Here is a 23,953-nt window from a genome sequence, read left to right on the forward strand (position 1 = left end):
TTCATTGTGCACGGTGCGCGCACAGCGCGACGCTCGCCCCGATATTGGTTCCACGACCCTCGTATGGGCGAATCGTTCGGGCAGTGCTAGCGAAGAGATCGAACGGACTGGAGGACCCGGTATGGATTTCGGTATCAAGGGCAAGCGCGCGCTCGTGTGCGCAAGTTCCAAAGGCCTGGGGCGCGGCTGCGCCGAGGCTTTGGCGGAAGAGGGCGTTTCGCTCGTGATCAACAGCCGCTCGGCGGATGAGCTTGAAAAGACGGCGCAGGAGATCCGCGACCAATACGGCGTCGATGTGGTGGCCGTGGCCGCCGATGTGACCACCGAGGAGGGGCGCGCCAAGATCCTCGACGCGGCGGGCGACGTCGATATCCTCGTGAACAACGCGGGTGGGCCGCCGCCGGGCGTCTGGACCGACTGGGACCGCGAGGATTTCATCAAGGCGCTGGACGCGAACATGCTCGCGCCCATCGCGCTCATCAAGGCGCTGGTGCCGGGGATGATGGAGCGCGGCTGGGGCCGCGTCGTCAACATCACCTCCCGTGCGGTGAAAGCGCCGATCCCGGCGCTCGGCCTGTCCAACTCGGCCCGCGCTGGGCTGACAGGCTATGTCGCGGGCACGTCGCGCCAGATCGCCCGCTCGGGTGTGACCATGAACAACCTGCTGCCTGGGATGCACGACACCGACCGTGTCGTCGGGCTCGACACCAACGCCGCGAAGCAGCAGGGGATAACTTTCGACGAGGCGCGCGAGAAACGCCGCGCGAACTCGATCATGGGACGCGACGGCACTGCCGAAGAATTCGGCGCCGCCTGCGCCTTTCTGTGCTCGCGGCAGGCCGCCTTTATCACCGGGCAGAACCTTCTCGCCGACGGCGGCGAGGTGAACGTCACGATGTAAGCGCGACGACCCGCGCACTTGTGCGGGGGCAGGGCGCTTGCTATCTGCCGCCGCAAGCCCGATTGTTTTCATCGGGTATCGGGAAGGGCATCGAGTGACCGAAGCACCACGGCTGGAAGTGCGATCCATTACACGGGCGTTCGGCGGACGCCCGGTGGTGAATGACGTCTCCTTCACGGTCGAGCCGGGGCAGGTGACCTGTCTTCTCGGTCCGTCCGGCTGCGGCAAGTCCACGACGCTTCGGATCATCGCCGGTGTCGATCGTCCCGATACCGGCGTCATCCTGATGGACGGCAAGCCGATTGCAGGACCCGACGTGATGGTGCCGCCTGAGAGCCGCGGAACCGGCCTCATGTTCCAGGATTTTGCGCTGTTTCCGCACCTGTCCGTTGCCGACAACGTGGCCTTCGGCCTGAAAGGCACCCGCACCGAGAAACGCCTGCGTGTGCGTGACCTGCTCGGCCGTGTCGGGCTGGCCCGCTACCTCGACAGCTTCCCGCACGAGCTTTCGGGCGGTGAGCAGCAGCGCGTGGCGCTCGCCCGCGCGCTCGCCCCGAACCCGCGAATCATGCTGATGGACGAGCCGTTTTCCGGCCTCGACAATCGTCTGCGCGACGGCATCCGCGACGAGACGCTCGAGCTTCTGAAGGAAGAAGGCACCGCCGTCGTTCTTGTGACCCATGAGCCGGAAGAAGCCATGCGCATGGGCGACGAGATCCTGCTGATGCGACAGGGGCGGATCGTTCAGGCGGGCGCGCCATATAATATCTACAACGCCCCGATGGATCGTGAGGCGGCGGCGTTCTTCTCCGATATCAACGTGATCCGGGGCAGGGTGGAAGGCGCGCTCACCCGAACGGCGTTCGGGCAATTCCTCGCTCCGGGCCATCCGGACGGGGCGGACGTCGAGATCGTGATCCGCCCTCAGCACCTTTCCATTGATTTTGACCGCGACGGCCATGGCCCGGCTCCAACCGAGGAGCACGGCACCTGGGCACGTGCGCGTGTCGTCCGGGCGCGGTTCGTCGGCAATGAAAGCATCGTAGAATTCGAGCTGGACGACGGAACACCGCTAAAGGCTTCGGTGCCCGGTGTGTTTCTTCCCAAGACCGACCGGGTGCTCTGGGTGGCCCTCCGGCGAGACCGCTGTTTCGTCTTTCCGGCGCCCCGGAAGGCCGCCGAATAGCGCTCACACATGCATTTTATTGCTGATGTGATCCCTTTGGGGGTTTGATCTTTGCCCGAGAACCAATAAATACCGGGGACGAAATTGCGGGACGGGGCGCCCCCGTCCATGAGGGAGAACTCCAATGCTGAACAACATCGGCCTTCCCGGCCTTATCCTGATCGCCGTCGTGGTGCTCGTGCTCTTCGGGCGTGGCAAGATCTCGTCGCTGATGGGTGAAGTGGGTAAAGGCATCACCTCGTTCAAGAAGGGCATCGAGGACGGCAAGAGCGAGATCGAAGAACAGAACGCCGAGAATGCCAAGGACGTCACGCCGGAAGGCGAGAAGGACAAGGCGTAAACGCCGCCACACCGTCTGAGAAAGATCGTTCATGTTCGACATCGGTATGACCGAGCTCTTGCTGATCGGCATCGTCGCGCTGATCGTGGTGGGGCCGAAGGACTTGCCGGGCCTGTTCCGGACCCTTGGACGCTTCACGGCCAAGGCTCGGTCGCTGGGCCGGGAATTCACCCGTGCCATGAACGACGCGGCGGACCAATCGGGCGTGAAAGACGTGGCCGAAGGCCTCAAGGGCGTGTCGAATCCGCGAAAATACGGCATGGACAAGCTCTCCGAAGCTGCTGACAGTTTCGAGAAATGGGACCCTAACAAGCGCTCCGGCAAGGCCAAGGAAGACGCGCCGAAGGTCGCGGACCCTGAACGCGAAGCGGATGCTGCAAAAATACGCGAAGCCGCGAAAAAGACCGGCGAAGCGCGCCTTGCCAAGGAACGCGAAGCGGCCCAAGCGGCGGATACGCCAAAAAAAGCGGTGAAAGGCAAGCCGCCTGAGCGGCCAAAGCCGAAACCGAAGGAGCCGTCTCCCAAAGCCGCCAAGGCTGAAACTGCGGCAAAAGACGCCACCGCCAAGAAACCGGCCGCCAAATCCACCGCCGCGAAAAAGACGACAACAGCGTCCGGCTCGAAATCGACGTCCGCCAAAAAGCCCGCCGCGAAGTCCACTGCCGCGAAATCGACGTCGTCCAAGTCGACCGGGTCCAAGCCCGCGGCCTCCAAGCCGGCCGCGAAGAAGGCCACGGCAACAAAGACCACCACCGCGAAAAAACCGGCGACCCGGAAAGCTCCCGCCAAGAAGGCTGCCTCTGAATGAGCAACACCGACGAGATCGAGGATAGCGCCGCGCCGCTGATCGAACATCTGGCCGAGCTGCGCACGCGTCTGATCTATTCGGTGATCGCGTTCCTTGTCGCCATGATCCTCGTGTTCACCGTCGGCGGGCAGGTGCTCGACTTCCTGTTGGTGCCGATCGAGAACACGATGCGGAACCTCGGCAACCCGAACCCGGTGATGCAGTTCACCGCGCCGCAGGAATATTTCTTTACCCTGATCCGCATTTCCATGGTTGGCGGCCTGATGCTCGCCTTCCCTGTTATCGCGTTCCAGATGTGGCGCTTTGTGGCGCCGGGGCTCTACAAGAACGAGAAAGACGCCTTTCTCCCCTTCATCATCGCCTCGCCGCTTCTGTTCATCGCAGGCGCGGCTTTCGCGCAATACGTGGTCGTGCCGCTGGCGATGAATTTCTTTCTCGGTTTCGCTGACCTTCCGTCCGTGGTCGCCGCTTATCTCTCGGGCGAAGAGCCCACGGACGCGACCGGCAAAGGTATCGACATCGTCTTTCAGGGTAAGGTGAACGAAAGCCTCGACATCACGCTCAAGATGATCGTGGCCTTCGGTCTCTGTTTCCAGCTTCCGGTGCTGCTCACCCTGATGGGCAAGGCGGGTCTGGCCTCGGCCAACGGCCTGCGCTCGACCCGGAAATACGCCGTCGTCGGCATCCTGACCGTCGCCGCATTGGTGACACCGCCGGATGTGACGACGCAGATCATCCTCTTCACGGTCGTCTATGGTCTCTATGAAATCTCGATCTTCCTCGTCGCCCGCGTCGAGAAACAGCGCGAGGAGCGTCTGCGGGCCGAAGGGCTTTGGTTCGAAGACGACGACGAAGACGAAGCCGAAGATCCGATGATGGCCGAATTCGACGAGGACGAAGAAGACCTTGGCGATGACGAGCCGGAGGATGACGAAGATCCCGGCGCGGTGAACAAGGACTGATGTCCGACGACGCTCTGACACGGATCGCCGAAGCGCTGGAACGGCTTTCGCCTGCACCCGCGCCCAGCCCGGATTTCGACGCGGCGGAAGCGTTCGTCTGGCAGGTGGACCCGGATCGGCTTGTCCCGGTGGAGCGCGTGTCGCGCGTCGACATCTCGCTCCTCGTCGGGATCGAGCGCGCCCGCGATACGCTCCTGCAAAACACCCGCCAATTCGCGAAGGGGCTGCCCGCGAATAACGCGCTTCTTTGGGGCGCGCGCGGTATGGGGAAATCCTCGCTCGTCAAAGCCGTCCACGCGGCTGTGAACGCAGAAGGCGCACCGCTCAAGATCGTCGAGCTTCACCGCGAGGACCTGCCAAGCGTCGGACGTTTGCTGGATCGTCTGCGGGGGAGTGACGCGCGGTTCCTTCTGTTCTGCGACGACCTGTCGTTTTCCCATGACGACCAGCACTACAAGAGCCTCAAGGCGGTGCTGGATGGAGGTATCGAAGGCCGTCCCGACAACGTGGTACTCTATGCGACCTCGAACCGTCGCCACCTCATGCCGCGTGACATGATCGAGAACGAGCGCTCCACCGCCATCAGCCCGTCGGAGGCGACCGAGGAAAAGGTGTCGCTGTCCGACCGTTTCGGGCTCTGGCTCGGGTTCCATCCGTGTTCGCAGGACGAATACCTCGCCATGATCCGAGGCTATTGCGACGCACATGGCGTAACCATCTCGGATGACGACCTGCGCGCCCAGGCGATCGAGTGGCAGGCGACGCGCGGCGGACGTTCGGGCCGCGTGGCATGGCAATTCTTCCTCGACCTCGCGGGGCGGATGGGCGTGAACCTGCACAGATGACACCCTGCGGTTTTCCGCCATCTTGCAAATTTTGCACCTGACTCTAACTTGTTACGTAATGTCGTTAACGACAGCCGAGGCCGCAGCCGGAATGCCAGCGGCCCAACGATATTGGGGGTCAATATGAGCGTTCGGTCCGCATCCCGCCGCTTCAACGACAAGGACAATGCGCTCGCATTGGTCAGTCTCATCGGCAATTTCGCCGTCTATTTCCTGAGCCTCTGGGCTGCCGTGCAGGCCGCGCGGATGGAACTCTGGATCGCGTATGTGCCACTGGTCGTGGTGCTCGCCGTCTCGGCGGGCCGTCTCTACGTGCTGGAACACGATTTCGGCCACCTGAGCTTTTTCAAGAAAAAGAGCCACAACATCCTCGCGGGCCATGCGGTGTCGCCCTTCACGCTCGCCGAATTCTACACGATGCAATACAACCACGATGAGCATCATCGGCAGATCGGCAATCTCGAACACCGCGAAGCGGGCGAGATTAACACCATGACGCTCGCTGAGTGGAACGAGGCCGGGTTCTGGAAACGGCTTCACTACAGACTGTATCGAAACCCCTTCGTGCTGATCCCGCTGGGGGCGTTCTACACGTATTTCATCGTCTGGCGGTTCCCGAAGAACACAATGAAAGTCGCGCCGATCTCGGTGCTTATGCACAATGTCTCGCTGCTCGTCTGGTGGGGCATCGTCTTTGCGCTCGCCGGTTGGACCGGGGTGCTCACGATATGGCTTTCGATATTCGTGGCCGGGATGCTGGGCGTTTTCCTCGTCTACCTTCAGCACAATTTCGAAGACACCTACTGGGACCGTCGCCCGGACCTGTCCTTCGATCAGGCGGCGCTTCAGGGTGCATCCTGCCTGAACTTCGGCTGGTGGTTCGATGAAGCCGTGGCCAACATCACAAAGCACGACATTCACCATCTGAATGCGTCGATCCCCTGCTACAAGCTGCGGCAGGCCCATCGGGAACTGGAAGACGAGTTTCCTCTTCGCCTGATTTCGTTCCGCGAGGCGCTTCATGCCTTCACGCTGAAGCTCTGGGACGAGGAGACCGGGCAATTGGTTCCGTTCCCGAAGGAACGGCAGGTTGCGGCACAGGCGACACCGGCAGAGTGAATTGATCGTCCGAGATGCCGTCAGTTGTCGTCGGCGTGTAGGAATTGGCCCCAATTGCCGGCGAGAAAGACCCGCGGAATGGCTGGCGATGTCGTCACCCGGTCGACGTGGCCGATGATGACCGTGTGATCGCCCGCGTCGATGCGATCGCGGATGTGACATTCGAAACGCGCCGGGCAGCCTTCGATCAGGGGGACGTCGTGTTCCGACACGTCCCAATCGCATGTGTCGAAAGCTTCGCCTGTGCGGGCGAACGCCCTCGTCACGTCATCTTGTTCCTCGCCCATAACGTGAAGCGCGAACCTGTGGGCCGACGCGAGCGCGTCGTGGCGTCGGGACTTCTTGGCGGGGCACCACAGGATCAGCGGCGGGTCCATAGAGACCGAAGTAAAGCTGTTCACGGTGATCCCGAGCGGCCCGCGCGGAGTCTGGCACGTCACAACAGTCACGCCGGTCGCGAACAGGCCGAGCGCGTCACGCATTTCGCGGGCCGTGTCGGGGGCGGGGATGAAGCTGTCGGTCATATCTCTCTCGCGCGTTTCACCGAGGGGTAAACGCAATACGAGGTGAGCGAAAGGGTGGACCGATCATTCCGCCGGAGCGAAGCCCGAAATGAGGTGACGCAGGCCGAGCGCGGCCCCGGCCATGATGGCAAGGAAGGTGACGGGTGCGCCGTAATAGATCAGCGAAAACGCGGTCAGCCCCTGGCCGATCGAGCAGCCGAAGGCGATGACGCCACCGAAGCCCATGAGCACCGCGCCGCCGATCTGGCGTTTCAGTTCGCGCGGGTCTTCGCAGGCTTCCCATCGGAAATGCCCTTTGAGCGCCGAGCCGATGAAGGCACCGGCGAGCACGCCCGCGACCGAGCCGACGCCGAAGTTGAGCGTATTCCCCGAAGCCGTCATCAGGTAGAGGATCGTGTCGCCAAGGGGCGCGGAATAGGTGTGGCTTTCGACCGCGATCGGTGTGAAGCCATTGTCGAGCACCCATTGCGTTCCGGCCCAGCCGACCACGACGGCGAGGCCCGCGATGGCGGCCCAGAAGATTTCCTTGCGCGCCGCGCGCATCTCGGCGCTGGTCAGCATGGCGGCGATCAGGACGACGCCTACAGCGATGCCCAGGAGGGGTGCGGACACTCCGGTGAGGGATTCGATCAGGTGCGGCAGGGTGGGGAGCGTTTCGCCCGCATCCAGGGCACGTTCGGGAAAGGCCGTGATCCGGGCGCGCGCCAATGGCCCCGAGATCGCGACATAGGCGGCGAGGCCCATGACGAGCACGATCACGAACGACCGAAGATCGCCGCCGCCCAGCCGGGCCAGCGCGCCGAAGCCGCAATTGCCGGCGAGCGCCATGCCGTAGCCGAAGATCAGCCCGCCCGAGACCGACGCCCAAGGCACCCATGCCGATTGCAGGTAGATCGTGTCGGGCGCGTTCAAAAGGCCGAACTGCATGAGCGTGAAGGCGCCAGCGATAGCCGTGCCGATGGCGATGCCCCACATCCGCATGCGCACGGAAGACCCGGCGTAGAGCAGGTCCTCGATCGCGCCCAGCGTGCAAAATCGGCCAAGCCGCGCCGCGAGGCCCAGCATGATACCACCCACAAGCCCTACAAGGGCCGCAGCATTGTGGTCGCCCAGAACGTCGAGCATGACTTTGTCCTCCCGACCGCTGACTCCTCCCATGCACAGGGCGCGGACGATCCCCGTTGCGGGGACCAGTTCAGCGTATTCGGGGAGTGAAAATCAAGTGCAATTCGCGACTGCGAATGTGTCGATACGTTAGGAAGTGCTTATTCGGCAGCTTTCGTCGTGCCGTCCCCGACCGAACAGAACATGTCGTAGATCACTTCGAGCACGCGTTTGGGGCGGTCGTCGGCCAACGAATAGTAAATTGCCTTTCCGTCGCGGCGGGGTGTGACCAGACCCTCCAACCGAAGTCGGGCGAGCTGTTGGGAAACAGCGGCCTGTCGCGCGGACAGGAGTTCTTCCAGCTCGGTCACGGATTTCTCGCCAGTGACCAGGTGGCACAGGATCATGAGTCGACCTTCATGGCTGATCGCCTTCAGAAACGCCGAAGCGTCGCAGGCGGATTCAACCATCTTGTCCATTTCCTCGTCGGTCATGTCTTCGGTAATGACAGGGATGTTCATCCGCAGATCCAGTTCAGTTTCGTTTCAATACATTTAGTGGCATGGCCGGTTCCATGCAAATTCTTCGATACTTGAAGGGTAAATTACCCTTCGTTCTGTGACGTTGACGCCGCGACCGGATCGAACCCGGTTTGCGCCTTGAGCATCATGCCCAGAAGACCCCAGAAGAAATCCTCGCCCGGATAACCTTCTATCCGTGCCAGTTCGATCCCGTCCTCAACCAGCACGAACGTCGGTGTGTAATTCACCGGACGAGCCAGATCGTAGCCGCTGTCCTCGACCTCGCGCAATTGCACCCGCACCAGAGGCGCAGCGCGCCCTTCAGCGGTTTTGGGATATTCTACAGATACTTCTCGGTCCCATTGGCGGCAATAGGCGCAACCGGGTTGCTCGACCATGACCAGCTCCACCGCGAAGGCGGGGAGTGTGGCGACCCACAATAGAGCCGCAGCGAGGGCAGGGGCGAGACGCATCTTTTTTCCAATTGACCGAACGCTTGCAAAAAACATAATGCGTTTATGCGTTCCGTGCAAGAAACGGGATGCCGGGAGGATGTATGTTCGGTGAAATTTCCTATTGGGGGGCGGTTTCGGCTGGTGTCGTGGCGTTCTTCACGCCCTGTATCCTGCCGATGGTGCCATTCTACCTGAGCTACATGGCCGGTATTTCGATGACCGAACTGCGCGGCGAGGACGAGATCGCGCCAGGGGCGCAGCGACGGCTGGTCGTCTCGGCGCTGTTCTTTGCGCTGGGTGTCACGACGATTTTCGGGCTTCTTGGGCTGGGAGCCACCGCGGCGGGGCAGGCGTTTGCCCAATGGAAGCAGGAACTGTCCTATATCGCGGCAGCGGTGATCTTCATCTTCGGGCTCCATTTCCTGCATGTCATCCGCATCCCATTCCTGATGCGCGAGGCGCGGATGGAATCGAAGATGGACCCTTCGACGGTGCTTGGCGCCTATGTCATGGGGCTGGCATTCGGGTTCGGCTGGACCGCCTGCGTCGGCCCTGTCCTCGCAACGATCCTGATGGTTGCGGCGATGAAGGACACGCTCTGGCAGGGCGGGAGCCTGCTTATCACCTTCGGTCTCGGGATGACCGCGCCCTTCGTGATCGCCGCGGTTTTTGCCAAGCCGTTCCTTGGCTTCATGGCGCGCAACCGCAGATACATGCCTTACGTGGAAAAGGTCATGGGGGTCATGCTCATCCTGTTCGCTGTGCTGATCGCCACTGGCTCGGTCAACGCGATTTCAAACTGGCTTATCGAGACCTTCCCCGTGTTTTCGAACCTGGGGTGAAAAAGGAGTTCAACATGCGTTTTCTGACAATCCTCATCACCGCGCTCGTCTTCGGCCTGCCTGCGCTGGCCGAAATACCGCTTGGCGATGACGGTCTCCACAAGCCAGACTGGCTGCGTGACACGTTCAAGGACATGTCCGAGGATCTGGCAGAGGCCGAAGACGAGGGCCGGAGGCTTCTTGTCATCTGGGAGCAGCGCGGCTGCATCTACTGTGACAAGATGTACAAGGAGGTCTTCCCGCGCGACGAGATCAAGGCGCTGATCGAAGAAAACTACTACGTCGTGCAGATGAACCTCTTTGGCGATGTCGAAGTCACGGATTTCGATGGCGAGGCGATGTCCGAGAAAGACATGGCGCTCAAATGGGGTGTGATGTTCACGCCGACCATGATGTTCTTCCCACATGCCGACGAGATCGAAGACGGGGAAACCGCGCGCGATGCAGCGCAGGACGTAGCGATGATGCCGGGCGCGTTCGGGTTCCACACGACCAAGAACCTGCTCACATGGGTTCTGGAAGAAGGCTACAAAGGCGACGAGAATTTCCAGAAATACCATGCGCGGAAGTTCAACGAGGAACAGGCCGCAGATCCGGGGACGACGGATTAAGTCAGCGCATGGCCCCGGTTTCCGGGCGTCGTGAACCGACCCGTGTAAGGGGGCCGAGATTGAGCCAGTTGGTGAAGGCCTCACGCGCCCAGGCATCACCGATGACCTCGAGCCGCCCGGTCTCGATCGCCGTGCCAGGTGTCAGGTCGCCACGCACGACGTAGATCGCATCGGGCAGCGTGCAGGCGAGATAGAGGTTCACCTCGCCGCCCGGATCTTCGACGCAGAGTTCGCAACGGCCTTTCTGGTTCAAGAACCACCAGTCGCGTTTTGACGCGATTTGGTCGGTGAGCTCGAGCTTGATCAGGCATCGCGCGCCACCGAACGCATTGGGATCGGTCGCACTTTCAAGGCTCCAGACAAGAAGGCCGAGGTCGATTTCGTGGTCCTTGAGGGCGCGCCGGGTCCAGCGCTGGCCCCAGACGCCAAGGGCTTCGACGAGCGGGACGAATTCGCGGCCCGCGTCGGTCAGCATGTATCCCGAATTGCGGTCCGCCGGGTCGGGGCGCGTCACGATGTCTTCGTCGATCAGCCATTTCAGGCGCGCGGACAGGAGCGAGGGCGACAACAGGGGAACGCCGCGTTGCAATTCGGAAAACCGGCGCGGGCCGTGCGCGAGGTCGCGAATGATGAGCGCGTTCCAGCGCTCGCAGAAGAGCTCGGCGGCCTTCGCAACGGGGCAGAATTGTCCGTAGGATTTCACCTCTCGGCCCTCTCGCTACAGATCTAGAACTATATCCGAAATCGCGCCTCGAGTCATTGTTCGCGCAGGAAGGCACAATGGAGGGCTAGAGATGGGACGGGACGCGAAAGCAGGGCAGGTCAGCGGATCGGCTGCGGAAATCTACGATGCGTTTTTCGTGCCGGCGCTGTTCGGGGCGTGGGCAGGACAGCTGTGTGACGCGGCGGGCGTGTCATCCGGCGAGAAGGTGCTCGACGTGGCTTGCGGAACGGGGGCGACGGCACGGGAGGCGCTGGCGCAGGTCGGGGCACGCGGTCATGTCACGGGTTTGGACCGAAACGACGGGATGCTCGCGGTGGCGGCGGCGCGGACGCCGGATGTCGATTGGGTCGAAGGGATGGCCGAGGATCTGCCGTTCGAGGATGCATGCTTTGACCGGGTGCTCTGCCAATTCGGGCTGATGTTCTTCGATGACCGGGCCGCGGCCTTGCGCGAGATGCGCCGCGTGTTGCGACCCGGCGGGCGGCTTGGCCTTTCCGTTTGGGACAGAGCGGAGGCGTCTCCCGGCTACGCGCGCATGATCGGGTTGATCGGCGACATGTTCGGGGCCGAGGCCGCGGATGCGCTTCGTGCGCCTTTCGTGTTGGGCGACCGCGACGCGCTGCGTAGAGTTCTGGCCGATGGCAGGCTTGGCGACGCGCGGGTTGAGACGGTCGCGGGAGAGGCGCGATTTTCGTCGATCCGGGAATGGGTTCGGATGGATGTGCGCGGCTGGACGCTGTCGGACTTGATCGACGATGCGGGGTTCGAGGCGCTCGTCGCGGCGGCTGAAGGCGCATGCGCAGATTTCGTGGGGGACGGCGGCGTGGTGCGATTTGCGGCGCCCGCACATCTGGTCACATGGCCGGGGCGTTGACGGGGGAGGTGGGCTGGGTCGGACGAGACGCTTCCCCATAAAAAAACACCGGCCGGGGCGAACCCGGCCGGTGCATGTTTTACGCCTTTTGGATCAGGCTTGCTGCTTGCGACGCAGAGCTGCAAGTCCGCCGAGACCTGCAAGAAGCAGGAAACCAGCGGCCGGAAGCGGCACTGCGGCGATATCCATCGACGCCACCTTGAAGCTGTCGTCCCAGGCGTCAGCGCCGAAGCTGATCGAAGACCCGGTCAGACCCGCAAAGGTGAAGGTCGGGTTCGGGCCCGAACGCTCTTCCGGTGCAACCAGAACACCATCGACGAACAGGTCGAAGCTGTCAGAGCTACCCCAGCTTGCGAAGGTCACGGACTTGAACTTCATGACCGAGCTGAACGACAGGGTCAGCAGGTCGTCGCCCGCGGAACCATCGATATACGGGCCGTCGAGCACACCGCTCACGCCAAGGCCGATGGACGTATCAGCGACCCAACGCAAAGGCGAATCTGAGTCGATGATGTAGTCCTCGTCGGAACTGCAGGAGAACCATACACAGTCGCTGTAAAGGCCCGCAGTTGCGGTCATGGTAACACCGCCCTGTTCCATCTGGTCAGACGAATCGAGCGCATCGCCGGTGAAGTCCCACATGGCGGCGGACGCGGAACCCGCAACCCCCGTCAGCAGAGCCGCTGCCAGCAACGTTTTGAAAGGTTTCATCAAATTACCCCCAATGTTTGCAAACATACGAGGCCCCCCGACCGGCTTTTCCGGCCGAACTCCTCGCAAGTGATATCTTAAACATCATTAAGTCTTTTTCCATTGTTCTTTTTGATAACCATTGAATTTTTGATGGAAACAATCTGTTTCCGAACCTGCGCGAAAGCACGGGTGAGAATCAGCCGCCAGCGGGTGCGGGAGGCGGCACGTAACGACGAAGAATGACCCAGTGCATTGTTTGGAATACGATTTTTCCTTCACCACCAACCTAAAAATTCAAATAGTAGAATTTGTGATTGGCAAAGTGTCGCACCGCGTATACGTTCGTATTCACAAAACGTGATGGGAGGAATCATGAAGCGTACGATACTTGCGCTGGCCGCGGTGTCGCTGACCGCAGGCGCGGCTCAGGCGGCGGAGATCGCCCCCGGTGAAGTGGAATTCGACGGCTATGAAGTGACCGCGTCCTTGACGGAAACGCCGGGAGACCCCGAGAAGGGCCGCGAAATCGTCACCAACAAATCCATGGGCAACTGCGTGTCCTGCCACGCCGCCGAGGCGTATTCGGACGTGCCGTTCCACGGCGAAGTCGGACCGATCCTCGACGGGGCAGGGGACCGCTGGACCGAGGCGGAACTGCGCGGGATCGTGTCGAACGCGAAAATGGCGTTCGAGGGCACCGTGATGCCGGCCTTCTACAAGGTCGACGGATTCACCCGGCTCGGCGACGCCTTTACTGGCAAGGCTTGGCCCGAAGGCGAGCCGGTGACGCCGCTGCTCACGGCCCAGGAAATCGAAGATGTCGTGGCCTACCTGCTCACTCTGAAAGAGTGACCCGGGCCGCAATCCAGACAAATCAGGAGAGACACATGAAACTCAATCGACGCGATGCGCTCGCAATGGGTCTCGGCGCCACCGCCGTCGCCATGTTGCCGATGCGCGCTTTCGCTGCCGCTGACGAGGCGATTGCGACATTCACCGGCGGTGCCGAGGCGGGCTCGGGCGATCTGACGCTCGACGCACCGGAAATCGCAGAGAACGGCAACACCGTTCCGATCAGCGTTTCCGCCCCCGGCGCGGCTGCAATCGCGGTTTTCGCCGCAGGCAACCCGACGCCCGGCGTGGCGACATTCAACTTCGGCCCTGCTTCTGGCAGCCAGTCAGCCTCGACCCGCATCCGGCTTGCCGGAACGCAGGACGTGGTCGCTGTCGCGCAGATGGCGGACGGGTCGTTCATTCAGACCGCCAAGACCGTGAAGGTCACCATCGGCGGCTGCGGCGGCTAAGCGAGATAGAGGAGAAAAAACAATGGCAACTGGTGTCAAACCCCGCGTCAAGGCTCCGAAATCCGCATCTGCGGGTGAGGTGGTCACCATCAAGACGCTCATCAGCCACCCGATGGAATCGGGTCAGCGCAAAGACAGCGACGGCAACACGATCCCGCGCTCGATCATCAACCGTTTCACCTGCGAGCTGAACGGCAACATGGTCGTCGACGTGACGCTGGAACCGGCGATCTCGACCAACCCGTATCTCGAATTCGAGGCGAAAGTCGACGAAGCCGGCGAGTTCAAGTTCACGTGGTACGACGACGACGGCTCGGTCTACGAGGACGCGAAGCCGATCGAAATTGCCTAAGCGAAGCGGTCAGGGAGGAAATCAATGAAAACGAAACTGCTTCAAGGCATTGCCGCCGTCGCCCTCGCCGCAAGCGCGGGCACGGCCCAGGCCGAAGACGTGATCGGCTTCGAGCTGAACGGGGAAACCCCGATCGTGGTCGAAACCGATGCGCCGGCGCATCTCGACGGGGCGCTCTCGACAATCCGTTCTGGCTGGACTTTCCGTGACCCTGCGACGCAGGCGATGGAAATGGACGATTTCGACAACCCGGGCATGCTTGCCGTCGAAGACGCTATGGTGGCTTGGGAAACGGCGGAAGGATCCGAAGGCAAGTCTTGCATGGACTGCCACGGTGCGGCCGAGGATATGGCGGGCGTCAAGCCGGTCTACCCGAAATACGTCGAATCCGCCGGAGAAGTTCGGACGCTGCAAATGCAGATGAACGATTGCCGCGAAAACCGCATGGGGGCCGAGCCGTGGAAATACGACGCGACCGAAGCCGTGTCGATGGAGGCGCTCCTGTCTTCCGTCTCGCGCGGTATGCCGGTCAACGTCGCCATCGACGGCCCAGGTGCCGAGACTTGGGAAATGGGCAAAGAGCTTTACTACACCCGCACGGGTCAACTCGACCTATCCTGCGCCAATTGTCACGAAGACAATTACGACAACTTGATCCGCGCTGACCACCTCAGCCAGGGGCAGGTGAACGGCTTCCCGACCTATCGTCTGAAGAACACGAAGCTCAACGGCATTCACAGCCGCTTCAAGGGCTGCGTGCGGGATACCCGCGCCGAGACGTTCAGTGCTGGCAGCCCGGAGTTCGTGGCGCTGGAAATGTATGTCGCGTCGCGTGGCAACGGATTGTCGGTCGAAGGCCCGTCTGTCCGCAACTGATCTGATCGACCCCGCCCGGCGCGATCCGGGCGGGGTTTTCTTTCACCAAACACATTCCGTTTTCCGAATGGATGGCGGAGAATGACAAAAACGGAGCGACGCATGATCTCTCGCCGCGATTTCTTGCAGGTCGGCATGGCCGCGAGCGCCATGGTCGGAGCCTCGGGCTTCGGCAATTGGGCGAAACTGGCCGCGCAGCAGACGCTGACACAGGACCAGCTTCTGGAGTTCGACACGTTCGGAAACGTGTCGCTGATCCACGTGACCGACATCCACGCGCAGTTGAAGCCGATCTATTTCCGCGAGCCGGAGATCAATCTCGGTGTAGGCGACAACAAGGGCGAGGTGCCGCATGTCACCGGGGCCGAGTTCAAGGCGCGCTACGGAATCGCGGATGGCTCGCCCTCTGCTTACGCTTTGACCTACAACGATTTTTCGTCTCTAGCGAAGGAATACGGCAAGGTCGGCGGGCTGGACCGTGTGGCCACTGTCATCAATTCGATCCGCGCGGCGCGCCCGGATGCGTTGCTGCTTGACGGTGGCGACACCTGGCATGGCTCTTACACCTGCTACCACACCGAGGGGCAGGACATGGTCAACGTCATGAACGCGTTGAAGCCCGATGCCATGACGTTCCACTGGGAATTCACGCTCGGATCGGACCGTGTGCGCGAATTGGTCGAGGGGCTGCCTTTCGCCGCGCTCGGTCAGAACATCTTCGACGCCGAATGGGATGAACCCGCCGAGACATTCGAGAGCTACAAGTTCTTCGAGCGGGGCGGAGTGAAGATTGCCGTGATCGGCCAGGCCTTCCCCTACATGCCGATTGCCAACCCGGGGTGGATGTTCCCCGAATACTCCTTCGGGATCCGTGACGAGCGGATGCAGGAGATGGTGGACGAGGTGCGCGGGCAGGGGGCCGAGCTGGTCGTCTGTCTCAGCCATAACGGCTTCGACGTGGACAAGAAGATGGCCTCGCGCGTGACCGGCATCGACGTGATCCTGTCGGGGCACACCCATGACGCGCTGCCCGAGCCGGTGTTGATCGGAGAGACGATCATCATCGCGTCGGGGTCTAACGGCAAGTTCGTGAGCCGTGTCGATCTCGACGTGCGCGACGGACGCATGATGGGCTTCCGGCACAAGCTGATCCCGATCTTCTCGGACGTGATCGAGCCGGACGCCGAAGTGAGCGCGTTGATCGACGAACAGCGGGCGCCGCATGAGGACGCCATGTCGGAGGTGATCGGCACGACCGACGAAGAGCTCTACCGCCGCGGCAATTTCAACGGGACGTGGGACGATCTGATCTGCGACGCGCTGATTTCCGAGCGCGAGGCCGACATCGCGATGTCGCCCGGCGTGCGCTGGGGGCCGAGCCTTCTGCCCGGCGACGACATCACCCGCGAGGATATCTGGAACGTGACCTCGATGACCTATGGCAAGGCTTATCGCACGGAGATGACGGGGGAGTTCATTCACACGATCCTCGAGGACGTGGCGGACAACCTGTTCAACCCCGACCCCTATTACCAGCAGGGCGGCGACATGGTGCGCATCGGTGGCATGGGCTACCGCATCGACGTCACCAAGCCGCAGGGCGACCGGATCACCGAGATGACGCTGCTCAAGACCGGAGAGGCCATCGATCCCGCCAAGACATACAACGTCGCGGGCTGGGCCAGCGTCAACGAGGGAACCGAAGGCCCGCAGATCTGGGACGTGGTGGAGAGCCACATCAAGAAACTCGGCACGGTCACGCTCGACCCGAATACTTCGGTCGAAGTGGTGCAGGGCTGATGGACGAACTAAGCAGGAGGATCCCGATGTCGAACGAGGATGACACCGCGCTGACCCCGTCGCGCCGCGCCTTTCTGAAGGGCTCGGCCGCCGCTGGTGGCGCATTGATGGCAGCTGGTGCGGCGCAGGCGCAGGAGGCCGATCCGCTTATCACCGAAGTGCAGGACTGGGCGACCGGGCTAGGCGACGGGGTGGACGCGACGCCCTATGGCTTGCCGATCGAGTACGAGGACGATGTGGTGCGGCGGAATGTCCCGTGGCTGACCGCTGATCCGATCAGCTCGATCAACTTCACGCCGATCCATGCGCTCGACGGCACGATTACCCCGCAGGGCTGTGCGTTCGAGCGTCACCATTCCGGCGCGATCTCTATGCGGAAAGAGGATTTCCGGCTGATGATCAACGGGTTGGTCGACAAACCTCTGGTGTTCACCTACGCCGATCTCGAACGGTTCCCGCGCGAGAACCATGTCTATTTCTGCGAATGTGCGGCGAATACCGGCATGGAATGGGCGGGGGCGCAGCTTAACGGTGCGCAGTTCACGCACGGCATGATCCATAACATGGAATACACCGGCGTGCCGCTAAGGACCCTCTTGCAGGAAGCTGGTCTCGATGCGGTGGGCGAATTGTCAGACAAATGGGTCTATGTCGAAGGCGCTGATGCCTCGTCCAACGGTCGGTCTATCCCGATGGAAAAGGCGCTGGACGACGTGCTCGTCGCGTTCAAGGCCAACGGTGAGGCGCTGCGCATGGAGCATGGCTACCCCGTGCGGCTCGTGGTGCCGGGCTGGGAAGGCAACATGTGGGTCAAGTGGTTGCGTCGGATCGAAGTGACCGATCAGGCGGTCGAGAGCCGCGAGGAAACCTCGAAATACACCGACACGCTGGCCGACGGCACGTCGCGCAAGTGGACATGGGTGATGGACGCCAAGTCGGTCGTCACCAGCCCCAGCCCGCAATCGCCGATCACGCACGGGCAGGGGCCGCTGGTCATCACGGGACTTGCTTGGTCCGGCAACGGTGCGATCACCGGAGTGGACGTGACCACCGATGGTGGCATGACCTGGCAGAAAGCCCGCCTCGCCAAGCCTGGTGAGAAGATGGCGTTGACACGCTTTTACCTCGATATCGACTGGGACGGTTCCGAGATGCTCCTGCAAAGCCGGGCGCATGACGAGACCGGATATGTTCAGCCGACCAAGACGCAACTGCGCGAGGTCCGCGGCGAGAACTCGGTCTATCACAACAACTGCATCCAGACCTGGCACGTCAAGGAAAACGGGGAGGCGGAAAATGTCGAGATTTCTTAAGGGCACAGCGCTTGCAGCGCTGACACTGACCGCTGCCGCCCCCGCGTTCGCGGACGGATACGGGCTTGGGCGCGAAGCGCTCCCCGAAGAGATTGCCGCATGGAACCTGGACATCGCGCCGGACGGCACCGGGCTTCCCGACGGGTCCGGATCGGTCGAAGACGGCGAGTGGATCTTTTCCGAGAACTGCGCGGTCTGCCATGGCGAATTCGCCGAGGGCGTTGACAACTGGCCCAAGCTCGCAGGCGGCGAAGACACCCTTGCGGACAAGGATCCGCTGAAAACCGTGGGTTCTTATTGGCCTTACCTGTCCACCGTGTTCGACTACGTGCGTCGTTCGATGCCGTTTGGTGCCGCGCAGACGCTGTCGGATGACGATATCTACGCGATCACGGCTTATATCCTTTACTCCAACTACCTCGTCGAAGACGACTTCGTCCTGTCGAAGGACAACTTCCTCGACGTCGAGATGCCCAATGCCGAAGGCTTCATCGTCGACGACCGGGCCAAGACGGAGTATCCGATCTTCACCGAGGCGAACGCCTGCTATGAGAACTGCAAGGACGATGTGGAAATCACCATGCGGGCCACGGTTCTGGACGTGACGCCGGAGGAAACCGCGGAGGAAGAGGCGGCATTGCAGGAAGCGGCGGCGGAAACCGTTGTCGAGCCTGACACCACCGACAAGGCCGAAAGCGCGGTCGATGCGGCCGCGGAACCCGCAATGGAGGCTCCGGACCCGGAGCTCGTCGCGGCGGGCGAGAACGTCTTCAAGAAATGCAAAGCCTGTCACAAGGTGGGCGAGGATGCGAAGAACGGCACTGGCCCGTTGCTGAACGGCGTCGTCGGGCATCCAGCCGCACAGAATGCGGATTTCAAATATTCGAACGGGATGAAGGATGCGGCTGCCGGTGGTCTCGTCTGGGATCACGAGGCACTGACCGGTTATCTCACCAAGCCGCGGGATTACATAAAGGGCACGAAAATGTCGTTTGCGGGCCTCAAGAAGCAGGACGATATCGATGCGGTGATCGCCTATCTGTCGACGTTCGACTAGGCGAGAAACCTGCATCGACTGCCGGCGCTACCGCATCCCCATGCCTTGCGCCACACCATTCCGGGGCATTAGCCTCGGGATGGCTCTTTCTTTAAATAAGTTAATATAATCAATTCCTTAATAGTTGACCGCGGCGCGATTTTTCTTGTGCGATCTTTCGTCGCAGACTAACATTCAGACATGAAAACGCTTAGATTTTTCGCTGCCCTCATGCTCTGCGCTTCGCAGGGTGTCGCGCCTGCGGGCGCGGCGGAGTTCGTTGATCCAGAGGACGGGGCGCAGGTGTTCAAGAAGTGCCGCGCCTGTCACGCGGTCGGGGCCGACGCCTTTAACCGCACTGGGCCGCACCTGAATGAGATTTTCGGGCGTAGGGCCGGCAGCGTGGAGGAGTTTCGCTATTCTGACGGGCTGACCCGGATGGGCAATGACGGGCTGGTCTGGGATATCGACAGCCTCGACGCCTATATCGAGAACCCGAAGGCGTTCGCCAGCGACACGCGGATGAATTTTCCGGGTATCAAGGATGAAGGGGAGCGCGGCGATTTGCTCGCCTTCCTGCGCCAATATTCGGACAGTCCGGCCAACATTCCGGGTGCCGCGCCGACTGCGACGCCGCACGAGGTGGCGTTGTCGGACGACATCCTCGCGATCGTTGGGGACCCGGACTACGGTGAATACTTGAGCTCGGAATGTACGACCTGTCACCAGTTGGACGGCGACAACGACGGGATTCCGGGTATCGTGGGGTGGCCGGAGGAAGATTTCGTGGTCGCGATGCACGCCTACAAGGAAAAGGTCCGTCCGCATCCCGTGATGCAGATGATGGCCGGACGGCTTGCCAACGACGAAATCGCCGCGCTCGCGGCTTATTTCGGGGGGCTTGAGTAGCCCCGAGACATTTTTTGCAGGGAGGACACAACATGAAACTGAACAGACGCCAATTCGTGGGCGCATCGGCGGGGATTGCCGCCTCAACGCTCGCAGCGCCGTCGCTTTATGCGGCAAGTCACGGTGGCAAGCCCAAGGTCGTCGTGATCGGCGGCGGGGCCGGTGGCGCGACGACGGCGCGCTATATCAACAAGGACAGTGACGGGGCGATCGACGTGACGCTCGTCGAGCCGACGCGCACCTATTACACCTGTTTCTTCTCGAACCTCTACATCGGCGGCTTCCGCACCATAGAGAGCCTTGCGCACAGCTATGGCGGTATCGCTTCCGAAGGGGTGAACGTGGTGCATGATTATGCCGTTGGGGTGGACCGGGACGCCAAGACCGTGACGCTCGCATCGGGTGATACGCTCATGTACGACCGGCTTGTGATGTCGCCCGGGATCGACTTTGTCGATGGTGCGGTGCCGGGTTGGGACGTGACCGCGCAGAACAAGATGCCTCATGCCTACAAGGCCGGGAGCCAGTCGGAGCTGCTCAAGGCGCAGATCGAGGCGATGCCTGAAGGCGGCACTTTCGCCATGGTCGCGCCGCCCAATCCGTATCGCTGCCCGCCGGGGCCGTATGAGCGGATTTCGATGGTCGCGCATTTGCTCAAGGAAACCAATCCGACCGCCAAGATCCTGATCGCGGACCCGAAGGAGAAATTCTCGAAACAGGGGCTCTTCGAGGAAGGCTGGAATACGCATTATTCGGGCATGATCGAGCGGATCGGCCCGGATTTCGGCGGCAACAATGTCGAGGTGAACCCGGATGAGATGACGCTGACCATCGACGGGACGGTCGAGAACGTCGATGTCTGCAACGTGATCCCGGCGATGAAGGCCGGGGTGATCTGCGAGCGGGCCGGGCTGACCGACGGCAACTGGGCGCCGGTCGACGGGCGCACCATGGTCAGCCGCATGGACGAGAACGTGCATATCCTCGGCGATGCCTGTGCGCAGGGCGACATGCCCAAATCGGGCTTCTCGGCCAACAGCCAGGCCAAGGTCGCGGCGATGGCGGTCCGGGGCGCGCTTACCGACAGCAAGGTGTTCCCGGCCAAGTTCTCGAACACCTGCTGGTCGCTGATCGCGCCGGATGACGGCGTCAAGGTCGGCGCCGCGTACGAGGCGAACGAAGAGAAGATCGCCAGCGTCGACAGCTTCATCAGCCAGACCGGCGAAGATGCGGCTCTGCGAAAAGCCACCTACGAGGAATCTGTGGGGTGGTATGAAGGGATCACTTCGGATATATTCGGATAACAGAATATGTGTGGCCGCCGGGCAAAGATTCGGCGACCCAGATCCGGGAGGTTCAAAATGCTGAAACCAATCATCACGGCTGCGGCGCTTGCCGTGGCATCGCCGGTGCTGGCTGAAAGCCACGGCGGCGAGTTGTCCGTCACTTACCCCTACGATGGCAGTTTCGACGACGCGACGTTCGCGGTGGAGACCGCGATCGTCGGGGCCGGGCTGGTCATCGACCATGTGAGCCACGTCGGCGATATGCTGGCGCGGACCGGGGTCGATGTCGGCTCGGAGGTGACAGTGTTCGACGGTGCCGACATCTTCAGCTTCTGCTCCGCGGTGGTGAGCCGCGAGGTGATGGAAGCAGATCCCGCGAACATTGCGTTCTGTCCTTACGGTATCTTCGTGACGTCGCGCGACGGCACGGTCGAGATCGGCTATCGCGCGTTCCCGGAAGGCGAGATGCAAAAGGTCCAGTCGCTGCTGGACGGTATCGTTCAGGACGCTCTCGGGAACTGATCCCAAAGAACACCGTTCTAATGGCGGGGCTGACATCGGCCACCGCTAGGGAAGCTGTTGCAAAAACGCCCTGCGAGAGGGGAAAGATTTTCTGAACTGCGCAACTTCGCAGAAAGATAATCGTTTTTTTGAATGTGACCTTGAGGCCTTCTCCGCGGCTGATTATGTCGGGCCTTCAAGTCAATCGGACGTGAGAGAGTGAGGCTCCATGACTGTCATCGAAACTGCATTCACGCCCTGGGCGTCTCTGATCGGCGGGCTGCTGATCGGGTTCGCCACGGTGCTTCTGATGCTCGTGCGCGGCAACGTGTTCGGGGCGACCGGCGTTCTGGCCGGGTTCATGACGCCTTCGTCCTCGTCGGACTGGGCGTGGCGTGCCACGCTCATCGCGGGGATGCTGACCGGCCCCTTCGCCATCCTGTTGTTTACGGGGGGATTTCCCGTGATCGAAGTGCCGATGTCCCGGCTCGCCATGATCGTCGGCGGGTTCATCGTCGGGATCGGGGTGACATACGGTTCAGGCTGTACCTCCGGGCACGGCGTCTGCGGGCTGGCGCGCCTTTCGCCGCGCTCCATAGCCGCCACAGCGACCTTCATGCTGTTCTCGTTCATCACCGTCTATGTCATCCGCCACGTGATCGGAGGGTAAGACCATGCAGAAACTATTGATCTATATCTCCGGCCTGATGTTCGGCGTGGGCGTGTCCATGGGGGGTATGGCCAACCCGGCGAAGGTTCAGAACTTCTTCGACGTGTTCGGCGTGTGGGACCCGTCGCTTGCCCTCGTCATGGGTGGGGCGCTTCTCGTGACCGCGCCCGGCTACTGGCTGATCTTCAAGCGCGGCAAACCGTTGTTCGCTGGCGGGTTCTCGGTACCCACCAATCGGACCATCGACGCCAAGCTGATCTTCGGCTCTGCCACGTTCGGGATCGGCTGGGGGATTGCAGGGTTCTGCCCCGGTGCCTCGATCCCGGTCATGTCGACGCTGAACCCCGACGTGCTGATTTTCTCCGGCGCCATGATCGCCGGGATCTTCGCCGCGAAGGGCATGATGCACCTCGCCGCGCAGCGCAGCGCCAAGGCGGGGCAAGCCGCCTGAGACGAAACTCAATCTCCCTGAGACTGGCCGCATCCGCGAGGGTGCGGCCTTTTTTGTTGTGAAATCCAGCGGTTCGGCACAGTTGTCGGATGACGGCTCTGCGGACAGAGCTGCCATTCGTAGCAGGCTTATCAATGTCTGCTTTCGTAACCCAGATGGAAGTTGTTTATTGGTGCTCACAGTGGCCGTTTGAACAAGGAGGGAGAGAGCAATGATTGATTGGGTCAAATCTCTTTTTGGAAAGCGAAAGACGGAAATTTCTTCAACAGACACGGTGCAAGACGATCAGCTGCTAAAGCAGTTTAAGGTTGTTCTCGCCAATCGGATGGACGACTTTTATCCCGAGGTCAGAGATGCTTTCGCAACCCTGCTGGACGCTGACCTTCCCGATAGCATCAAAGGGCTTCACATTGAGGTATTTCTAGATGATCCCGCTTTTTCTTTTCGGCTCTTTAGCAAAGGAAAAAACGATGTTTGGTCAGATGATCCAGAAGCAGTTGAGAAGTTTAACGATACCATAAATCGTATTTGGCCTATCGTGAAAGAGGACGAACTGGATCAATACACGATCTGGGAAGACGATCCAAAATGGGGGCGTCAAGTGGCCTTGGAGCAACCGCTCGACAAGCTAAACGTTCCTAGAATTGTCTTCCCTTGGTTCAAGAAAATTGTGTCAGAGACCAGAGGGGATTTCTCACATCCCATCACAGCGTCGGTCCACGACATAACCTTACCGGAAGAGCTTTGAGCGTAGCACCCAACAGCCACCGTTCATGCACTGCGCAGCATCAGTCAGATTGGGCTCAAAGCAGACCAATGCTTTCGCGGAAACGTGGCGCCTGCCATTTGTTGCACAAACCGGGGAAGGCCGGGTGATCGCCCTGGATTTCAGGGTGCCGGGCAAATAAATTCAAAAAAACGAATGTGAGGGGTTTACGGAGCCGAT

At 61.3% G+C, this 23,953-nt stretch carries 29 protein-coding genes; 23 read left to right on the plus strand and 6 right to left on the minus strand.

Annotation, left to right across the window (positions count from 1 at the left end):
• Positions 1 to 121 precede the first annotated feature (121 nt).
• From KJP28_RS09370 to KJP28_RS09400, 7 genes are all read left to right on the plus strand, one after another.
• Positions 122 to 901, plus strand: coding sequence for an SDR family oxidoreductase (locus KJP28_RS09370; protein WP_218392289.1), 780 nt, complete (start codon positions 122 to 124; stop codon positions 899 to 901).
• Between the two features lie 94 nt (positions 902 to 995).
• The gene (locus tag KJP28_RS09375; protein ID WP_336245325.1) at positions 996 to 2,087 is read left to right on the plus strand and encodes an ABC transporter ATP-binding protein; all 1,092 of its coding nucleotides are present in this window, start codon (positions 996 to 998) and stop codon (positions 2,085 to 2,087) included.
• A 124-nt stretch (positions 2,088 to 2,211) separates the two neighbouring features.
• Positions 2,212 to 2,427, plus strand: a complete 216-nt coding sequence (locus KJP28_RS09380; RefSeq protein ID WP_218392290.1) for a twin-arginine translocase TatA/TatE family subunit — start codon at positions 2,212 to 2,214, stop codon at positions 2,425 to 2,427.
• Between the two features lie 31 nt (positions 2,428 to 2,458).
• On the plus strand, positions 2,459 to 3,235 hold the full coding sequence (gene tatB, locus KJP28_RS09385) for a Sec-independent protein translocase protein TatB (protein WP_218392291.1): 777 nt from the start codon (positions 2,459 to 2,461) through the stop codon (positions 3,233 to 3,235).
• Complete coding sequence (tatC, locus tag KJP28_RS09390; protein ID WP_218392292.1) at positions 3,232 to 4,197, plus strand: twin-arginine translocase subunit TatC; 966 nt, start codon at positions 3,232 to 3,234, stop codon at positions 4,195 to 4,197. The genes tatB and tatC overlap by 4 nt, the downstream gene beginning before the upstream one ends.
• Positions 4,197 to 5,042, plus strand: coding sequence for an ATP-binding protein (locus KJP28_RS09395; protein ID WP_218392293.1), 846 nt, complete (start codon positions 4,197 to 4,199; stop codon positions 5,040 to 5,042). Before tatC ends, KJP28_RS09395 begins: the two co-directional genes overlap by 1 nt.
• A gap of 123 nt (positions 5,043 to 5,165) precedes the next feature.
• On the plus strand, positions 5,166 to 6,161 hold the full coding sequence (locus tag KJP28_RS09400; protein ID WP_218392294.1) for a fatty acid desaturase: 996 nt from the start codon (positions 5,166 to 5,168) through the stop codon (positions 6,159 to 6,161).
• Positions 6,162 to 6,181: 20 nt separating this feature from the next.
• Here KJP28_RS09400 and KJP28_RS09405 read toward each other — a convergent pair whose 3' ends face one another.
• From KJP28_RS09405 to KJP28_RS09420, 4 genes are all read right to left on the minus strand, one after another.
• Complete coding sequence (locus tag KJP28_RS09405; RefSeq protein ID WP_218392295.1) at positions 6,182 to 6,685, minus strand: flavin reductase family protein; 504 nt, start codon at positions 6,683 to 6,685, stop codon at positions 6,182 to 6,184.
• 63 nt (positions 6,686 to 6,748) lie between these two features.
• Positions 6,749 to 7,810, minus strand: a complete 1,062-nt coding sequence (locus tag KJP28_RS09410) for a YeeE/YedE family protein (RefSeq protein ID WP_218392296.1) — start codon at positions 7,808 to 7,810, stop codon at positions 6,749 to 6,751.
• A gap of 140 nt (positions 7,811 to 7,950) precedes the next feature.
• On the minus strand, positions 7,951 to 8,310 hold the full coding sequence (locus KJP28_RS09415) for an ArsR/SmtB family transcription factor (protein WP_218392297.1): 360 nt from the start codon (positions 8,308 to 8,310) through the stop codon (positions 7,951 to 7,953).
• Between the two features lie 83 nt (positions 8,311 to 8,393).
• Entirely contained in the window at positions 8,394 to 8,783 is a 390-nt protein-coding gene (locus tag KJP28_RS09420) for a thioredoxin family protein (protein WP_218392298.1), read from the minus strand.
• Positions 8,784 to 8,866: 83 nt separating this feature from the next.
• On the opposite strand from KJP28_RS09420, the gene KJP28_RS09425 reads away from it, so the two are divergent.
• Positions 8,867 to 9,607 carry a cytochrome c biogenesis CcdA family protein gene (locus tag KJP28_RS09425; protein ID WP_218392299.1) on the plus strand — a complete coding sequence of 247 codons (741 nt, stop codon included), beginning with the start codon at positions 8,867 to 8,869 and terminating at the stop codon, positions 9,605 to 9,607.
• A 14-nt stretch (positions 9,608 to 9,621) separates the two neighbouring features.
• Positions 9,622 to 10,218 carry a thioredoxin family protein gene (locus KJP28_RS09430; RefSeq protein WP_218392300.1) on the plus strand — a complete coding sequence of 199 codons (597 nt, stop codon included), beginning with the start codon at positions 9,622 to 9,624 and terminating at the stop codon, positions 10,216 to 10,218.
• Between the two features lies 1 nt (position 10,219).
• On the opposite strand, the gene KJP28_RS20085 is transcribed toward KJP28_RS09430, so the two are convergent.
• A complete protein-coding gene (locus tag KJP28_RS20085) occupies positions 10,220 to 10,921 on the minus strand; it encodes a winged helix-turn-helix transcriptional regulator (protein ID WP_218392301.1) in 702 nt (233 codons plus the stop codon).
• Positions 10,922 to 11,012: 91 nt separating this feature from the next.
• On the opposite strand from KJP28_RS20085, the gene KJP28_RS09440 reads away from it, so the two are divergent.
• The gene (locus tag KJP28_RS09440; protein ID WP_218392302.1) at positions 11,013 to 11,816 is read left to right on the plus strand and encodes a methyltransferase domain-containing protein; all 804 of its coding nucleotides are present in this window, start codon (positions 11,013 to 11,015) and stop codon (positions 11,814 to 11,816) included.
• Between the two features lie 93 nt (positions 11,817 to 11,909).
• On the opposite strand, the gene KJP28_RS19935 is transcribed toward KJP28_RS09440, so the two are convergent.
• Positions 11,910 to 12,527 (minus strand): VPLPA-CTERM sorting domain-containing protein, encoded by a 618-nt coding sequence (locus tag KJP28_RS19935; protein ID WP_255552287.1) that lies wholly within the window; start codon positions 12,525 to 12,527, stop codon positions 11,910 to 11,912.
• A 354-nt stretch (positions 12,528 to 12,881) separates the two neighbouring features.
• On the opposite strand from KJP28_RS19935, the gene soxX reads away from it, so the two are divergent.
• The 13 genes from soxX (at position 12,882) to KJP28_RS09510 (ending at position 23,755) form a co-directional block, all read left to right on the plus strand.
• Positions 12,882 to 13,361 (plus strand): sulfur oxidation c-type cytochrome SoxX, encoded by a 480-nt coding sequence (gene soxX, locus KJP28_RS09450; RefSeq protein WP_218392303.1) that lies wholly within the window; start codon positions 12,882 to 12,884, stop codon positions 13,359 to 13,361.
• A 35-nt stretch (positions 13,362 to 13,396) separates the two neighbouring features.
• Entirely contained in the window at positions 13,397 to 13,813 is a 417-nt protein-coding gene (soxY, locus tag KJP28_RS09455; protein ID WP_218392304.1) for a thiosulfate oxidation carrier protein SoxY, read from the plus strand.
• Between the two features lie 22 nt (positions 13,814 to 13,835).
• The gene (gene soxZ / locus KJP28_RS09460) at positions 13,836 to 14,165 is read left to right on the plus strand and encodes a thiosulfate oxidation carrier complex protein SoxZ (RefSeq protein WP_218392305.1); all 330 of its coding nucleotides are present in this window, start codon (positions 13,836 to 13,838) and stop codon (positions 14,163 to 14,165) included.
• Positions 14,166 to 14,189: 24 nt separating this feature from the next.
• A complete protein-coding gene (gene soxA, locus KJP28_RS09465; RefSeq protein WP_218392306.1) occupies positions 14,190 to 15,041 on the plus strand; it encodes a sulfur oxidation c-type cytochrome SoxA in 852 nt (283 codons plus the stop codon).
• 102 nt (positions 15,042 to 15,143) lie between these two features.
• A complete protein-coding gene (gene soxB / locus KJP28_RS09470) occupies positions 15,144 to 16,841 on the plus strand; it encodes a thiosulfohydrolase SoxB (RefSeq protein WP_218392307.1) in 1,698 nt (565 codons plus the stop codon).
• Positions 16,842 to 16,867: 26 nt separating this feature from the next.
• Positions 16,868 to 18,154: a sulfite dehydrogenase gene (soxC, locus tag KJP28_RS09475; protein ID WP_218392308.1), complete on the plus strand. Its 1,287-nt coding sequence runs from the start codon at positions 16,868 to 16,870 to the stop codon at positions 18,152 to 18,154.
• The gene (locus KJP28_RS09480) at positions 18,138 to 19,211 is read left to right on the plus strand and encodes a c-type cytochrome (protein WP_218392309.1); all 1,074 of its coding nucleotides are present in this window, start codon (positions 18,138 to 18,140) and stop codon (positions 19,209 to 19,211) included. Before soxC ends, KJP28_RS09480 begins: the two co-directional genes overlap by 17 nt.
• Positions 19,212 to 19,391: 180 nt before the next feature.
• Positions 19,392 to 20,099 carry a c-type cytochrome gene (locus KJP28_RS09485; RefSeq protein ID WP_218392310.1) on the plus strand — a complete coding sequence of 236 codons (708 nt, stop codon included), beginning with the start codon at positions 19,392 to 19,394 and terminating at the stop codon, positions 20,097 to 20,099.
• Between the two features lie 32 nt (positions 20,100 to 20,131).
• Positions 20,132 to 21,403, plus strand: a complete 1,272-nt coding sequence (locus KJP28_RS09490) for an FCSD flavin-binding domain-containing protein (protein WP_218392311.1) — start codon at positions 20,132 to 20,134, stop codon at positions 21,401 to 21,403.
• A gap of 60 nt (positions 21,404 to 21,463) precedes the next feature.
• Complete coding sequence (locus KJP28_RS09495; RefSeq protein ID WP_218392846.1) at positions 21,464 to 21,907, plus strand: DUF302 domain-containing protein; 444 nt, start codon at positions 21,464 to 21,466, stop codon at positions 21,905 to 21,907.
• A gap of 208 nt (positions 21,908 to 22,115) precedes the next feature.
• Positions 22,116 to 22,556 (plus strand): YeeE/YedE family protein, encoded by a 441-nt coding sequence (locus tag KJP28_RS09500; RefSeq protein WP_218392312.1) that lies wholly within the window; start codon positions 22,116 to 22,118, stop codon positions 22,554 to 22,556.
• 4 nt (positions 22,557 to 22,560) lie between these two features.
• The gene (locus KJP28_RS09505) at positions 22,561 to 23,007 is read left to right on the plus strand and encodes a DUF6691 family protein (RefSeq protein WP_218392313.1); all 447 of its coding nucleotides are present in this window, start codon (positions 22,561 to 22,563) and stop codon (positions 23,005 to 23,007) included.
• 211 nt (positions 23,008 to 23,218) lie between these two features.
• Entirely contained in the window at positions 23,219 to 23,755 is a 537-nt protein-coding gene (locus KJP28_RS09510; protein WP_218392314.1) for a hypothetical protein, read from the plus strand.
• Positions 23,756 to 23,953 lie beyond the last annotated feature (198 nt).

Origin of the sequence: Maritimibacter dapengensis, assembly GCF_019218265.1 — a bacterium.
Taxonomy (GTDB): domain Bacteria; phylum Pseudomonadota; class Alphaproteobacteria; order Rhodobacterales; family Rhodobacteraceae; genus Maritimibacter; species Maritimibacter dapengensis.